The 15,695-nt window shown below is 69.9% G+C and carries 10 protein-coding genes; 6 read left to right on the top strand and 4 right to left on the bottom strand.

The genetic code is table 11. The annotated features are described in order from the left end of the window. Positions 1-122: 122 nt before the first annotated feature. Positions 123-971: a (2Fe-2S)-binding protein gene (locus AB0N06_RS17500; RefSeq protein WP_366135554.1), complete on the top strand. Its 849-nt coding sequence runs from the start codon at positions 123-125 to the stop codon at positions 969-971. Positions 972-1,162: 191 nt separating this feature from the next. After that, complete coding sequence (locus AB0N06_RS17495) at positions 1,163-2,239, top strand: DUF2637 domain-containing protein (RefSeq protein ID WP_366135553.1); 1,077 nt, start codon at positions 1,163-1,165, stop codon at positions 2,237-2,239. Positions 2,240-2,281: 42 nt separating this feature from the next. Here AB0N06_RS17495 and AB0N06_RS17490 read toward each other — a convergent pair whose 3' ends face one another. Next, positions 2,282-2,644: an ATP-binding protein gene (locus AB0N06_RS17490; protein WP_366135580.1), complete on the bottom strand. Its 363-nt coding sequence runs from the start codon at positions 2,642-2,644 to the stop codon at positions 2,282-2,284. A gap of 274 nt (positions 2,645-2,918) precedes the next feature. On the opposite strand from AB0N06_RS17490, the gene AB0N06_RS17485 reads away from it, so the two are divergent. From AB0N06_RS17485 to AB0N06_RS17475, 3 genes are all read left to right on the top strand, one after another. Beyond that, positions 2,919-3,311: a ribonuclease domain-containing protein gene (locus tag AB0N06_RS17485; protein WP_366135552.1), complete on the top strand. Its 393-nt coding sequence runs from the start codon at positions 2,919-2,921 to the stop codon at positions 3,309-3,311. Positions 3,312-3,418: 107 nt separating this feature from the next. Next, the gene (locus AB0N06_RS17480) at positions 3,419-3,808 is read left to right on the top strand and encodes a barstar family protein (RefSeq protein WP_366135551.1); all 390 of its coding nucleotides are present in this window, start codon (positions 3,419-3,421) and stop codon (positions 3,806-3,808) included. Positions 3,809-4,078: 270 nt separating this feature from the next. Then, complete coding sequence (locus AB0N06_RS17475) at positions 4,079-7,192, top strand: glycoside hydrolase family 38 C-terminal domain-containing protein (RefSeq protein WP_366135550.1); 3,114 nt, start codon at positions 4,079-4,081, stop codon at positions 7,190-7,192. A 14-nt stretch (positions 7,193-7,206) separates the two neighbouring features. Here the strand turns inward: AB0N06_RS17475 and AB0N06_RS17470 are convergent, their stop codons facing one another. The 3 genes from AB0N06_RS17470 to AB0N06_RS17460 form a co-directional block, all read right to left on the bottom strand. Further along, positions 7,207-8,949, bottom strand: a complete 1,743-nt coding sequence (locus tag AB0N06_RS17470) for a pyruvate dehydrogenase (RefSeq protein WP_366135549.1) — start codon at positions 8,947-8,949, stop codon at positions 7,207-7,209. A 51-nt stretch (positions 8,950-9,000) separates the two neighbouring features. Next, positions 9,001-10,572 carry a protein phosphatase 2C domain-containing protein gene (locus tag AB0N06_RS17465; RefSeq protein WP_366135548.1) on the bottom strand — a complete coding sequence of 524 codons (1,572 nt, stop codon included), beginning with the start codon at positions 10,570-10,572 and terminating at the stop codon, positions 9,001-9,003. A gap of 114 nt (positions 10,573-10,686) precedes the next feature. Beyond that, positions 10,687-14,463, bottom strand: coding sequence for a S8 family serine peptidase (locus AB0N06_RS17460; RefSeq protein ID WP_366135547.1), 3,777 nt, complete (start codon positions 14,461-14,463; stop codon positions 10,687-10,689). Positions 14,464-14,674: 211 nt separating this feature from the next. On the opposite strand from AB0N06_RS17460, the gene AB0N06_RS17455 reads away from it, so the two are divergent. Continuing rightward, entirely contained in the window at positions 14,675-15,664 is a 990-nt protein-coding gene (locus AB0N06_RS17455; protein WP_366135546.1) for a helix-turn-helix domain-containing protein, read from the top strand. Positions 15,665-15,695: the final 31 nt, after the last annotated feature.

The raw sequence follows: 15,695 nt of genomic DNA, 5'->3' as shown, positions 1-15,695 counted from the left end.
GGCCGGCTCGCATGCGCCATGCCCGTTGTGCACGATAAGCGGACGGCGCCACAGCTCAAACACCGAACGGTTCGGGTAAGGTAAGGCTTACCTGCAAACGATCGCGATTCGGTGGTCCCTGCATGACCCTCCCCACCCTGCTTCCCGGCACCACCGCGTCCGCCGTGACGGGCGCGTACACACGCCTGGCCGAGGTCTTCCCCGGACTGCGCGCGGAGGCGCTCGCGGACGACGAGGCCACCCCTCACGGTGCCGGCTGGGTGGGTGCGGACGAGCTCGCGGCGGGTGGTGCCGCGCTCGACGCCTTCCTCGCCCGGGACCACGCGCAGGTGCTACGGGACTACGGGCAACAGCCCCGGCCCGATGTGGTCGCCAGCTTCGGACTGCACCGGTACGCCTGGCCGGCCTGTCTCCTGGTGACGGTGCCGTGGTTCCTGCACCGGCGGGTGCCCCGGATCCCCGTCGGGGACGTGGCGTTCCAGCGGGCACTGGGCCATCTGACCGTCCGCGTGAGGGAGTTCGCCTGCCTTCCGGACGATCCGGCAGCCAAGCTGCCGGGCGCCCGGGTGGTCCCGGACGAGGCGGCCCTGCGGGCCGAAGTGCTCGCCGCCGTGGCCGACCACATCGGCCCGGTGCTGGACGGCTTCGGACCACGGATGCGGCGGGGCAGGCGGGCGTTGTGGGGCATGGCGACGGACGAGGTCGTCGAGGGCCTCTGGTACATCGCCCATCTGCTCGGCGAGGAGCGGCGCGCGATGACCGAGCTGGAGGAGCTCCTGCCGGGCGCCACGAAGCCGTACGTCGGCTCGGCGGGCTTCCGTGAACTGACCGGGCCGAACGGCGAGTCACTGCCCACCCGCGACCGGGCGAGCTGCTGTCTCTTCTACACGCTGCGCCCCGAGGACTCGTGCGTCACCTGCCCGCGCACCTGTGACGCGGAGCGGGTACGGAAACTGACACCCACTCACTGATCCACACCGCTCGTACGAGTAGTACTATTCGAACGCAGATCACTGGCCGCGTACGGATATTCGATCAGATCCCGGCTATCCGTATGCCCTGCCAACCCAATGGCGTTCTCTTGCCCCGAAACCCCCTGAGCGTGACGGGGTTTCGGCAATCATGGCGCCCGAAATGCCCTACGCGATGCAAGGGACCGCGCATGAGACTGACCGACATATCGCTGAATTGGCTGCTTCCGGGCGCCGTGCTGCTCGTGGGGGTCCTGGCGGCGGTGGCGGTGGTCGCACGCGGTAAGCGCGCCACTGACAATTCCGCAGCCGACGACAGCTGGGAACGCAGCGAGGAACGTCGCAGACGCAAGGAGGCGCTGTATGCCACCGCCTCGTACGTCCTGCTGTTCTGCTGCGCGGCGGTCGCGGCCGCCCTCTCCTTCCATGGGCTCGTCGGCTTCGGCGAGCAGAACCTCGGCCTCTCCGGGGGCTGGGAGTATCTCGTTCCGTTCGGCCTCGACGGGGCCGCGATGTTCTGTTCCGTACTCGCAGTGCGCGAGGCCAGCCACGGTGACGCGGCGCTCGGATCACGGCTGCTCGTATGGACGTTCGCCGGCGCGGCCGCCTGGTTCAACTGGGTGCACGCACCTCGCGGAATCGACCACGCGGGCGCTCCGCACTTCTTCGCGGGGATGTCGCTCTCGGCAGCCGTGCTCTTCGACCGGGCGCTGAAGCAGACCCGCCGGGCCGCACTGCGTGAGCAGGGCCTGGTGCCCCGTCCGCTGCCGCAGATCCGGATCGTACGGTGGCTGCGCGCCCCCCGTGAGACCTTCGGCGCCTGGTCACTGATGCTGCTGGAGGGCGTACGCACCCTGGACGAAGCGGTCGAGGAGGTACGCGAGGACCGGCGGGAGAAGGAGCAGCGCCGTCTCCGCAGGAAGGACCAGGAGAAGCTGGACCGGGCCCACATCAAGGCGCTGAACCGGCAGAACCGGGCCTGGCGCCGGGTCGGCCGGGGCGGCACCCAGGTGGACGTCCAGGCCATCGCCCCCTCGACGGTCTCTGCGCAGTCCGTCATGGAGCCCGCCATATCCGAGCCGGGACAACTGCCCTTGCGCCCCCGGCCATCCCTGCAGGCCGTGACGGGTCCGGGCTCCAGCGCCTCGGACCGGAACTCCACTGAACCGCTGACCGTCGACCTCACCGCCGAGGACGACACCCAGGCTCTGCCCCGGCTCGATTCGCTGGAGCGGAAACTGAAGGACCTGGAGCAGCAGTTCGGCTGATCCGTCACGAAAGGCCCTGACGGCCCGGTCCCTTCCGGGCTCTCAGGGCTTTTCGCCGTCCAGCTCGAACCAGACCACCTTGCCCAGCGCGTGCGCCGTCACTTCCCAGGCGTCCGCGAGAGCATGCACCAGGACCAGTCCCCTGCCGTGCGTAGCGTCGTCGGCGTTCGGTACGCACGACATGGTCAGTCCGGTGACAAAGTCCCGGACCTCGACGCGTAGCGTCGCCGGTGTCACCTTCACGGTGACGAGCGCTCCGTGATCCGTGTGGACCAGTGCGTTGGTCACCAGTTCGCTGAGCAAGAGCTCCGCCACTTCGGCGGAATCCTCCTGCCATCGATGTCGTAGGAACTCCCGTAGTGCACACCGCACTTCGGCCACGGCCGACAGGTCGGTGCGAGCCAGTCTGCGGTGCAGCTGAACATCGTACTGACGCTCCATCGTCTCCCCCGCGCGCACAGTCGATCGCCCCCCCTCTCGTCGAACATCCTCCCGGGATGCATGCCCCGCACAGAGGCTGCCACGCTTGTCGGCCCATCAATATGCGCACAGGGGGCGGGCGCACTCCGGATTCGCGTGACACACGGCTGGTGCATGCGCACCGCTCCGGTGAACTTCCAAAACCTTCACACGCGTTGACGTTGACGTGGCCATGTCTACGCGCGTCATCATGGTGGACATGCGAATCCCCCCACGGATCACCATGCTCGGCGGCGTCGCCGCCCTCCTGTCCGTCCTCTTCGTCGGCGGTCCGGTCACGGCGTCCCCCACCGCCGCGGCCACGTCGGTCGGCAGCATCTGCTACTCGGACCTGCCGTCCCAAGCGCACGACACCCTCGATCTGATCGAGGCGAACGGACCGTTCCCCTACTCGCAGGACGGCGTCGTCTTCCGCAATCGTGAAGGCGTGCTGCCCAGCCGGAACACCGGCTACTACCACGAGTACACGGTCATCACCCCGGGCTCCCCGACCCGCGGCGCGCGGCGGATCGTGACGGGCGAGGCATCCCAGGAGGACTACTACACCGCCGACCACTACGCGACGTTCGACCTCGTCGACCACGGCTGCTGAGTCCCGGCGGCCCACACATGCCAGACCGACCCCTCCGGTCCGATCCGCGCCGTAGCCCCCCACCTGCGGCGCGGATCCCCGGACCACCGGGGAGTTACCCTGCGCCCATGACCGTGACCTATGTGATCGACGGCTCCGAAGTCACCGGCCTGGAGCGATTCTGGCAGGTGATCGGCGAGGCGGTGAATGGTCCCGGCGGCTACTTCGGCCGCAACTTCGACGCCTTCGCGGACTGTCTCAGCGGCGGGATGGGCACTCCGGACGACGGTGACTTCGTCTTCGAGTGGCGGGACCACGCTCTTTCCGCACAGGCCCTGGGCCACGAGGAGACAGCGCGGTATCTGCGACAGAGCCTGAGCCGGGTGCACCCCACCAACCGACCCGCGGTCCAGCGACGGCTCGACGACGCCCTGGCTGGGCGGGGACCGACACTGTTCGACCTGCTCGTGGACGCTCTGACGAGCGGAACGGCGCCCGGCACACTACGGCTGAGGTAAGACCGACCGGCACATGGGTGAGCGGGATCACCGCACCCGGACGTCGACGCTGACGAGTCCGGCCGGGGTGTCCAGCCGCACAGTGGTGACCAGAGTGCCGCGGCGACGCTCTGCCCCGGCAACATGTGACATTGCCACAGGGTCGCCAACGGTGCGCACAGGCTCAGTTGAGCAGCCGTCACCCCCTCGCGCCGCTCGCAGGGGTGCCTGTTCCGCCGCCGGGGAAGTGGAGCCATGGACACCCCGAAGCGCTGATCCCGAGGAGCCGTGATGCACGACGACCGCACGCTGGTGGAGGGCCGCCTGGAGCGCGCCCTCCAGCAATTCATCCGCCCCGCCCAGTACGCAGACCGGTCCCCGCTCGCCCTCTCCGTGTGGCACGCGCCGGGCGAACCGGTTCCGGTGGCGGAGGCGATGCAAAGGACGTACGAGCCGTTCCGGGCCGGCACGGAGTGGGGCAGGCCCTGGTCGACCAGCTGGTTCAGGCTGGAGGGCACAGTGCCCGAGGCGTGGGCGGGGCGCCACGTCGAGGTGGTCGTCGACCCAGGATTCTCCGGTCAGGGTCCAGGCTTCCAGGCAGAGGGGATGCTCTACGACACGGAGGGGGTACCGCTCAAGGGCATCCACCCCCGCAATCGCCATCTGAGGGTCGCGACCGCGGCGTCGGGCGGTGAGCCGGTCTCCTTGCTGCTGGAGGCGGCGGCCAACCCGGCCGTACTGGAGCACGGCTTCGCGCCGACCCCGCTCGGGGACGTCCTCACGGCGGGCGACCGGCCCCTGTATCGGTTCGTCTCCGCGGACCTCGCCGTACTGGACGAGGAGGTCTGGCATCTCGTCCTGGACATCGAGGTGTTGTCGGAGCTGATGCATGAACTGCCCGCCGACCGGTCACGACGGCACGAGATCCTGCGGGCGCTGGAGCGGATGCTCGACGCACTGGATCTTCACGATGTGGCGGGCACGGCGTCCGGAGCCCGGACCGAGCTCGCCGAGGCACTCGCCCGCCCCGCGTCGGCGAGCGCGCACCGGATCTCGGCCGCCGGTCATGCACACATCGACTCGGCGTGGCTGTGGCCGCTGCGCGAGGCGGTACGGAAGGCCTCGCGCACGTTCGCCAATGTCACCGCGCTCGCCCAGGACTATCCGGAGCTGGTTTTCGCCTGTTCGCAGGCCCAGCAGTACGCCTGGGTGCGTGACCATCAGCCGCACATCTGGGAGCGGATCAAGCAGGCGGTGGCGGACGGACAGTGGGCGCCCGTCGGTTCGATGTGGGTGGAGTCCGACGCCAATATGCCGGGTGGTGAGGCGCTGGCGCGGCAGATCGTGCACGGAAAGCGTTTCTTCCAGGAGGAGCTGGGCGTGGAGACGGAGGAGATCTGGTTGCCGGATTCCTTCGGCTACACGGCGGCATTCCCGCAACTCGCCGCACTGGCAGGGGTGAGGTGGTTCCTGACGCAGAAGCTCTCCTGGAACCAGACCAACAAGATGCCGCACCACACCTTCTGGTGGGAGGGCATCGACGGGACCAGGGTCTTCACCCATTTCCCGCCCGTCGACACGTACAACGCGCACTTCCACGCCCATGAACTCGCCCATGCGGAGCAGAACTTCGCCGAGAAGGGGCGGGCGACCCGCTCGCTGGTGCCGTTCGGCTGGGGCGACGGCGGCGGCGGTCCGACCCGCGAGATGCTGGAGAAGGCGCGGCGGCTCCGCGATCTGGAGGGTTCTCCGCGGGTCACGATCGAGAGGCCGTCGGCGTTCTTCGTGGCGGCGGAGGAGGAATACGCCGAGCAGGCCCCGGTCTGGTCCGGCGAGCTCTATCTGGAGCTGCACCGGGCGACGTACACCACCCAGGCCAAGACCAAGCAGGGCAACCGTCGCAGTGAACACCTGCTGCGGGAGGCTGAGTTGTGGGCAACGGCGGCAGCACTTCGGGCGCCCGGGTACGCCTATCCGTACGAGACGCTGGACCGGGTGTGGAAGACGGTCCTGCTGCATCAGTTCCATGACATCCTGCCCGGCTCGTCGATCGCCTGGGTGCACCGCGAGGCCCGCGACACCTACGAACAGGTGCGGACGGAGCTGGCCGACCTGGTGGCCGAGGCGGTGACCGCGCTCGGCGCCGCAGAGGGGCTGGTGGCGCTCAACTCCTCTCCGTACGACCGACGTCAGGTGATGGAGCTGGACGCGGAGGCGAGCGCGGTGCTGCCGTCCGGTGCCCATGTCCAGCAGCTGGCCGACCGGCGCACGGCGGTGCTCGCCGAAGCGCCGGGACTGGGCGCAGGACTGCTCGACGGGTCAGCGGTGCCCGAACACGAAGTCACGGCGGGCCGCACCTCGGACGACGGATTCGTCCTCGACAACGGCCTGCTGCGCTTCACCGTCGACCGCGACGGGCTGATCGCCGCCGTCCGTGACGTCGGCGCGCGGCGTGAGGTCCTCGCCCCTGGTCACCGGGCCAACCTCCTTCAGCTGCACCCGGACCACCCCAACCACTGGGACGCCTGGGACATCGACCGGCACTACCGCCGGTCCCGCACCGATCTGACCGATGCCGATTCGGTCGAGCTGGTCGAGGAGGGACCGCTGCGCGCGGCCGTACGCGTGGTGCGCTCGTTCGGCAGGTCGCGGATCGTGCAGGAGATCCGGCTGGCGGCGGGCAGCAGGCAGATCGACATCGACACCGAGGTGGACTGGCAGGAGTCGGAGAAGGTCCTCAAGGCCGCCTTCCCGCTCGATGTGCATGCCGAACGGTCCACGTCCGAGATCCAGTTCGGGCACATCCACCGCGCCACGCACGACAACACCGGCTGGGACGCGGCGCGTTTCGAGATCTGTGCGCACCGCTGTCTGCGGGTCGCCGAACCGGGATACGGGATCGCGGTGCTCAACGACTCCACGTACGGGCACGACGTGACCCGGACCCCGCACGGGTCGGGGCTCGCCACGACCGTACGGCTGACGCTGCTGCGCGCCCCGCACAGCCCGGATCCGGAGACCGACCTCGGCACGCACCGGTTCCGGTACGCGCTGGCGCCCGGGGCGGAGGTCTCGGACGCGGTACGCGAGGGGCTCGCACTCAATCTGCCGCTGCGCGCGGCAGTGGCCCCGGCCGTGCCGTCGCTGGTCACCACCGGGCATCCGGCGGTGACCGTGGAGTCGGTGAAGCTCGCCGAGGACCGAAGCGGCGATGTGGTCGTCCGGCTGTACGAGTCGGCAGGCGGCCGGGCGGAGGCCACGCTCCGGGTCGGCTTCCCCGTCGTGCGGGCACAGATCACCGACCTGCTGGAACGACCCCTGAACGAGGCAGCCACCGATGAGCACGGTCTCGTCCTGGCGCTGCGGCCGTTCCAGATCCTGACGGTGCGACTGACTCCGGCCTGAGCGACGGGAGGCCGTCAGGGGCGTGGCACGTTCCGCAGGTTGGAGCGGGCCATCTGAAGCATCCGGCCCACGCCGCCGTCCAGCACGATCTTGCTCGCGGAGAGCGCGAAGCCGGTCACCATCTCCGCGCTGATCTTCGGCGGGATGGAGAGCGCGTTGGGGTCGGTGACGACATCGACCAGGGCCGGCCCCTTGTGCTTGAAGGCGTCCTTGAGGGCGCTTTCGAGCTGCTTGGGCCTCTCCACCCGTACGCCGTACGCCCCGGCGGCCCGGGCGATCGCCGCGAAGTCCGGGTTCTTGTTGGTCGTACCGAACGACGGCAGCCCCGCGACCAGCATCTCCAACTCGACCATGGAGAGCGATGAGTTGTTGAACAGAACCACTTTCACGGGAAGGTTGTACTGGACCAGGGTGAGGAAGTCGCCCATCAGCATGGTGAATCCGCCATCGCCGGACATCGACACGACCTGCCTGCTCCGGTCGACGAACTGGGCGCCGATCGCCTGCGGCAGCGCGTTGGCCATCGAGCCGTGGCTGAACGAACCGATCACCCGGCGCTTGCCGTTGGGGGTGAGATAGCGGGCTGCCCACACATTGCACATGCCGGTGTCGACGGTGAACACCGCGTCGTCGTCGGCAAGTTCGTCGAGCACCGAGGCGACGTACTCGGGATGGATAGGGATGTGCTTCTCAACCTTGCGGGTGTACGCCTTGACCACGCCCTCCAGCGCGTCGGCGTGCTTCTTCAGCATCCGGTCGAGGAACTTGCGGTCGGTCTTGACCTTCACCTGCGGCGTCAGACAGCGCAGCGTCTCACGGACATCGCCCCAGATCGCCAGATCCAGCTTGGATCGGCGGCCGAGGTTCTCGGGGCGCACATCGACCTGGACGATCTTCACATCGGTAGGCAGAAAGGCGTTGTACGGGAAGTCGGTGCCGAGCAGGATCAGCAGATCACACTCGTTGGTCGCCTCGTACGCGGCGCCGTAGCCGAGCAGTCCGCTCATGCCGACGTCGTACGGATTGTCGTACTGGATCCACTCCTTGCCGCGCAGCGCGTGACCGACGGGGGCCTTCACCCGCTCGGCGAACGCCATGACCTCGGCGTGCGCGCCCGCCGTGCCGCTCCCGCAGAACAGGGTCACCCGCTTCGCCCCGTCGACCATCCGGCAGAGCTTCTCGATCTCCTCGTCACCGGGCCGGACCGTCGGCCGCGCGGTGACCAGGGCGTGCTCGATCGACTTCTCCGGCGCCGGCCGGGAGGCGATGTCGCCCGGCATCGAGACGACGCTGACCCCGCCGCGTCCGATCGCGTGCTGGATCGCGGTCTGGAGCAGCCTGGGCATCTGCTGCGGGTTGGAGATCATCTCGTTGTAGTGGCTGCACTCCTGGAAGAGCAGCCCCGGATGGGTCTCCTGGAAGTAGCCGAGACCGATCTCGCTCGAAGGGATGTGCGAGGCAAGGGCGAGGACGGGGGCCATCGAGCGATGGGCGTCGTAGAGGCCGTTGATGAGGTGCAGATTGCCGGGGCCGCAGGAACCCGCGCAGGCGGCCAGGGTCCCGGTGATCTGGGCCTCGGCGCCGGCGGCGAAGGCGGCGGTCTCCTCGTGTCTGACCTGGATCCACTCGATGGCCGCGTTGCGGCGAACGGCGTCGACGACCGGGTTGAGGCTGTCGCCGACGACGCCGTACAGGCGCTTGACGCCCGCCCGGACGAGAATGTCGACGAACTGCTCCGACACGTTCTGCTTGGCCATGGGTGCGTATCCTCTCCGCGGTAGGAATCCATCAACCCACGGCGCGTGCCCTTACGCCTCCCAGACGCCGACACTCGTACGGTCGTCGGCGTACCCCTTCACCCTGAGCTGGGTGTCCGCGAGGAACGCCGCCAGGCCGGGCGGCTCCTGGGGCGTCCAGCGTTCGGCGAGCTCCTCGGCGAAGGCGGGTTCGCCGCGCAGCGGCTCGGCGAGACCGGTACTGCACAGGAGCAGCGTGTCCCCCGGGCGGGCTACCGAGGCACGGAACCGGAACGGCGGCGCGGGTGGCGGTGGCGGGCTCTCGACGTACGGGGACGGGGGCGTCGCGATCCCCAGGTCCATGGTCAGCAGGTCCCCGTCCGCCCTGCTCTCGGGGGACGCGGACCCGAAGCCGACGACGGCCTGCCCGGTCATGGCCCCGGCATCCGGGACGTCCGGTTCCAGGTCTTGCCAGACGCCGTCCCGCAGCCGGAAGAGCCCCCCGCCGCCCACCCCGAAGAAGACCCGGGTCCGGCAGGCGGGATCGGCCGACAGCAGCAGACACCGCAGCCCCGCGGTGTACTCCTCCGGTTCGAGCCCCCGCTCGACGGCGCGGGCGCGGAGTTTGCCGTAGCCGCGGTCGGTGAGTCGGTGCAGACCGGATTTGAGGTCGCCGCGGCGGCCGGCTCTTATGTCCTCGGAGAGCCGCAGGTGGCTGCGGCCGACGGCTCCGCCGATCCAGCGGCAGGCGTCTGCGGCCGCGAGATGGGCACCCTCGGTGGCACGGGCGCCGCTGGCGACGGCGACGAGCACAAGGGCGTTCTCGGCGGCACCGAACCGCACGGTGAGCAGGGCGTCACGCCGGGGCTCTCCCCGGAACCGGGCGGAGTCGCCACGCACGGAGGCGGCGCGCAGCGTGTACGTCCCGTACCGGGCGCCGTCGAGCACGGTGTCGGCGACGAGTCCGTCCAGTTCCTGGGGGACGGTGGCGGGGAGAGCGGTCGGCTCGGCGTCGTAGGTGGGCGGACGGTCGCCTACGTACGAGAGGCCGGGGCGGGCCGCGAGGGCGGGAGGGGGTTCGGGAGCCGTCCCGGGGATGGGTGCGGCCGGGAGCGGAGTGGTCGGTCCCGCCCCGGCCGCCTTCGGCTTCGCGGAGACCTGCCGTCGCGGGAGCGGCGGAACGGAGGCTGTCGTCGGCGCTGCGACAGGGGGCGGCGGAGGGACCGGCGGCGCTTCGGCAACGGATGGCGGCTTGGCCGGCGGCGGTGTGGCGAACGTGCTCGGCCGCGTGGGGCCGACCGGCGGTTCCCACGGCGCACGCGCCTGCACGGATTGCATGGGAGGAGGCGGCGGCGGAGATTCCGGTGCCGGCAAAGGCGGAGGCGGAGGTGCAGACGAAGGCGGAGGTACAGCCGGCGGCGGAGGCGGCACGGGCGGACCGTCGGCGGGCGCCACGTGGGGTGGTTCCGGAAAGGCGGCGCCCGCGCCGGGCCCCGCCGCACCCACAGCCGCCGAAGCCGAGTCGAAGCGGTCGTCGAGACTGTCGGCCGCGCTGCTCACCCTGGCATCCGCGGCGGTTTCGTCGTACAGCCTGCGCCACCAGTCGTCCTCGTGGGCGGCGGGCCTCTCCCCCTGCTGGCTCATGCCCTTATTGTCCACCCGCGGGGCATACGGAAACGGGTCATCAGAAAAAAAGAGGTCCGCCGGACGACCCCACCCCCCACGGGAAGGTCGCCCGGCGGACCGGTCAGGGCATGATCAACGCACGGCGTACGCGTCGTTCACGGTCTGGATGACGGAGTTGCCGTTGTCGTCCGTCAGTTCCGTCTTCAGAGTGACCGGCTTGCCGGCTGCACCCGCGTGGTTCACGGTCGCGGTCCAACGCCCGTCCTGCTGCGCGGTGGCGGCCTGGATCCAGGTCGTTCCACCGTCGTACGAGTACGAGACCTTTGCCGAGGTCAGCTTGCCGGGCGTGTAGCCGGCGTGGCCGGTGACGCTCAGGCCGATCGTCTGACCGTCCTTCGCCGCAAGGGTCTTGAGCCCGTCGGTGTCCAGGTCGTAGCCCGGGAACAGCAGCGGAATACCCTGAGAGTACGCGTTCTCGTCCCGCTTCGAACGGAACTTCCAGGTGGTCTCGGTCTGGGTGGACCGCTTCCACACGGCAGCGGGCTGACCGAACTTGGCAGTCTGCATGGTGAGTTCGTACGCCGCGTCCTCGGCCGGGACGGTGAACACCCCGGACGGCCACCCGGACTCGCCGAGCACCTTGCCACCGCTGGTGAGCCTCATGTTGCCCACATCTCCGAAGGAACCCTGGAGACCGGCGTGTTCGCTGTCCGCCCAGAAGCCCGGGGCGACGCCGATCAGGTTGTCCTGACGCTCGGCGGCGAGCACTTCCTTGCCCTGCGCGTCACGCGGAGTGGACGGGCCGACGATCCCCCGGTACCAGTTCTCCGTACGCTCCGAGCCGGACGCGTAGGTACGAGCCGGGTCGACCATGAACTCGCCCCAGGGGAAGCTGGAGGAGAGGTACCGCTCCCAGCCGGTGTCGCCCGCCGAGTAGTACTCGGTGCGCTTTCCGGGGACGGCGACGGTGTCGAAGGCGGCCGAGTAGCGCCCACCGTACGGCCGGTCGATGATCATCGTGTCGATGTAGTCGGCCGCGACGCCCATCGCTTCGTACGTGGCGGTGGACATGCCGAGCTTGCTGTCACGGACCTTGTACGTCCGGTCCGAGGTGACCGGTCCGGTCTCGGGGAAGCTCAGGTTGTAGACGAACGGGCTGGCGGCAGTGCCCTTCCAGCGCAGCTTCACGGGGCCGGCGGCCAGGGCGGCGTTCAGGCCGGCGGCCTCACTCGCTTCGACGGCGAGGGTGGGCAGCGGCGCCGAACCGAAGCCGGCGTTCGGCTGCCAGAGGCCCGCGGACGGCCGGTGCACGATGATCGCCTTTGCTCCGGCGGCCTTGGCGTTCCGCGCCTGGGTGCTCATGGATCCGTCGTCGGTGACCTTCACCAGGGCGATCTTGCCCGTGACATCGGCGGCCTTCAGCTCGGCGGGGGTGCCGGTGCCCGCGTCGACGAGCGCGGCCTCGCCGGAACCGTCGAGGTTGACGGAGCCGGTGCTCGCGAGCACTGGGTGCAGTTCGGCGCCGCCGACGACCGAGAACTCCTCGATCTGCGGGGCGTACGCACGCCAGGCGCTGTCGAACTCGAAGTCACCGTCGCTCGCCCTGCCCTGGATGTCGACCAGGTAGTTCTTGACGATGCGGGTGCCGGTGATCGAGCCCGAGTGCAGCCAGACATCGTCCCAGCTGCGGCCGAAGGCGAGGGTCGTGGAACGGCTCTCGGACGCGCGGTCCTCCGTCTTTACCTGGATCTGGTGAGCCTTGCGGGCGTCCAGCACCAGGGTGGTGTCCTTGGTGACGTTCAGCTGCGGGCGCGCCAGGTATCCGACGGACTCGACAAGCCTGCCGGTGGCGTCCTTCAGGTCCGGCGACATGATGAAGCTGGAGACGAAGTAGGCGCCGGGGCGGACCTGGTACACCTGGTCGGCCGAGCCGTCGTTGAAGCGGCGCTCACCACTGGCGGTGTCGGTGCCGATGACGTCCAGCGAGGAGGAGCCCGCGGCGGGCTTGCCGGTGCGGTCGACCAGCTTGACCCGCAGGGTGACGGTCTCCGCGCCGACGTACAGCGAGAACGGGGTGGAGACCTTGACGCCGTCGGCGCCGGTGGCCAGCACACGCCCGGTGACATCACCGTACTGGGCGGCCTTCAGCTGCGCGGTCGGGTCGATCTGCAGCGGGACCTTGACGGTGGCTCCGGCCGGGACGGTGACACTGCTCGCGTCGAGCTTCGCGACGGAGGAGCGGACGGCCGAGCCGTCGTTACCGGTGACGCCCTGGACCTTCAGCGACAGCTTCACCGGCTCGGTGCCGGAGTTGGTGTACGGGACGTCGACCGTGGTGCGGTCGCCCTTGTCCTGCGGCCAGTTGAACGTGCCGCCCTGGACGGCGGGGGCACCGACGACGGTGGTGTCGATGGCGGCCTTCACATCGAGGCGGCCGCCGCCGGTCTCCCGTACGTCACCGGGGATGTCGCTCTTCGCGGACGAGACGAGGGCCGCCTTGATCTGCTGTGCGGTCCAGTCCGGGTGACGCTGCTTCACGATCGCTGCGGCGCCCGCGACATGCGGGGTGGCCATCGATGTACCGGACATCGTCCGGTACGCGTGGACACCGCGGCCACCGGCAGCCGCCGCCGAGATGGCGACGCCGGGGGCGGAGATCTCGGGCTTGAGGGTGTGCGAGCCGATCACGGGTCCGCGGCTGGAGAACTGGGCCGTGGAGTCGTCGCGGTCGACGGCGCCGACGGTCAGCACGCTGGGGGCGCAGCCCGGGGAGGAGACGGTGTTCAGCGTCGGGCCGGAGTTGCCTGCCGCGATGACGAACAACGTGTTCCTGCTCTGGGCAAGTTGTTCGGCGGCGACGCTCATCGGGTCGGTGCAGTCGGTCGGCGTCGGGCTCCCGAGGCTCATGGAGACGACATCGGCCTTCTGGTCGACGGCCCACTGCATGCCGGCGATGATCCAGGACTCGGCACCGAATCCGCTGTCGTTGAGGACCTTGCCGGCGAGCAGGTCGGCGCCGGGTGCGACGCCCTTCTTCTTGCCGTCGCTGGCCGCGCCGGTGCCGCCCACGGTGGAGATGGTGTGGGTGCCATGGCCCTGCCGGTCGTCGGTCGAGTCGGAGTCGGTGAAGTTCTTCGAGGCGGTGATCCGGCCCTTGAGGTCGGGGTGTTCGGCGTCGGCGCCGGTGTCCAGGACGGCGACCTTGGTGCCCTTGCCGTCGTATCCGGCGGCCCAGGCGAGGTCGGCGCCGACCTGCTTCGTCGACTTGTCGAGGGTTGCCTGGACCTTGCGGTCGAGCCAGAGCTTCTTGAGACCGGAGGCCGAGCGGGAGCGGTTCTGGGTGACGTCCGACCAGAAGTCGGCGGCCTTCGCCTTGTCCGCCTTGAGCGCGACGCCGTCGATGGCATCGAGGGAGACTCCGCGCTTGGCGCCGCGCGGGGTGGTGGGCGCGGAACGGGCCAGGTCCTGGCCGTAGACCGCGATCAACGGCAGCGACGTGGTGCTCGCGTCGTCGTAGCCCTGGCGGATCAGTCCGGTGACGTTGAAGAGCTCCTCGTCGACCGTGCCCGCAGCGAGCGCCTCGGTCGCGGTGTCCGGGTAGACGTACAGGTCCTTGCCGGACTGCCGGGTCTGTACGAGGGGTACGGTGCCGTCCTCGCGGGGCAGCACGGTGGCCGACGAGGCCCCCGAACGGTCCGTCCTCACCAGGACCTTGTCGCCGGTGACAAGGGTGACGGTGACCGGCTTGCCGCCCTTCGCGACAGCGTCGGCACCGGCTGCCGCGCTACCGACCAGCGGGCTCTTCGAAGTGGACTCCGTCGGTGGCGCTGCCACGGACGGTGCGACCACGGTCACGGCCAGGACCGCGGCGGTCGCCGCTCCCAGTGCCGTACGCGATATCGGGCGCATCGCTCTCCCCAGATGAATACGGATCAGGACAGCACAAGCTGGCTGATTCCGGAGGCTATTGGTGCTGCGGTGGGCGCCACATTGGCATGGCGACGGGCGCTACAGGGATGATGTACACGGCGGGTTTACGCCGTGGCCGTTTTCCGCCACGACCGGCCGGCCGAAGAGGGCGGAACGATGCGGAATTGACGCGTCCGGGGAGGGTCCAAGGGTGCTGGGAGCCATAGGTCTCGACGGGAGACAGGAGTCCGCCTATCGCGCGCTCGTCGCGGTGGGCGCAGCGGAGGTCTCGGACCTCGCACACCGGCTGGGACTCCCCGAGTCGGAGACCGAGCGGGCGCTTCGCCGACTGGAGCAACAGGGCCTCGCCGCCCAGTCGTCCGCCCGCACCGGGCGGTGGGTGGCGGCGCCGCCGGGGGTCGCCCTGGGCGCGCTGCTGACCCAGCAGCGCCACGAACTGGAGCAGGCGGAACTGGCGGCGGCGCTGCTCGCCGAGGAGTACCGGGCGGATGCGGCCGAGCCCGCCGTGCACGATCTGGTCGAGGTGGTCACGGGCGCGAGCGCGGTGGCGCACCGCTTCCACCAGTTGCAGCTGGGTGCGGCCAGCGAGGTGTGCGCGCTCGTCACCGGGAAGCCGATCGCCGTCAGCGGCATGGAGAACGAGTCCGAGGAGCAGGCGGCGGCCCGTGGGGTGTCCTTCCGGGTGGTGCTCGAGCGGGAGGTACTCGCCCTGCCGTCCGGAATCCTGGAACTGTCGGCGGCCCTGAGCCGGAACGAACAGTGCCGGGTCGTCGACCGGGTGCCGACCAAGCTGGTCGTCGCCGACGCCTCGCTGGCGATGGTTCCGCTGACCGGCCGGGGTGCCGAGCCCGCGGCACTGGTCGTCCATGCCTCCGGGCTGCTGGAGTCGCTGATGGGGCTCTTCGAGGCCGTGTGGCGCGAGGCCATGCCGTTGCGGCTGGGCGAGAGCGGCTGGGCTCACGAGGACTCCGTGGGCCCCGATCCGACCGATCTGGAAATTCTGTCGCTGCTGCTGGCCGGGCTCACGGACGCGAGCGTGGCGAAACAGCTGGAGCTGGGACTGCGGACCGTACAGCGGCGGGTGAAGGGCCTGATGGAGCTGACCGGGGTGTCGACACGACTGCAGTTGGGCTGGCACGCGTACGAACGGGGCTGGGTGGCCCGCACGCCGCGGGCCTGAGCAAGTCGGGTCCCCCACGGCTTCGGGACCG

The organism is Streptomyces sp. NPDC051020 (assembly GCF_040683105.1).
GTDB lineage: Bacteria > Actinomycetota > Actinomycetes > Streptomycetales > Streptomycetaceae > Streptomyces.
This window is presented reverse-complemented; position numbering and strand designations above follow the sequence as displayed.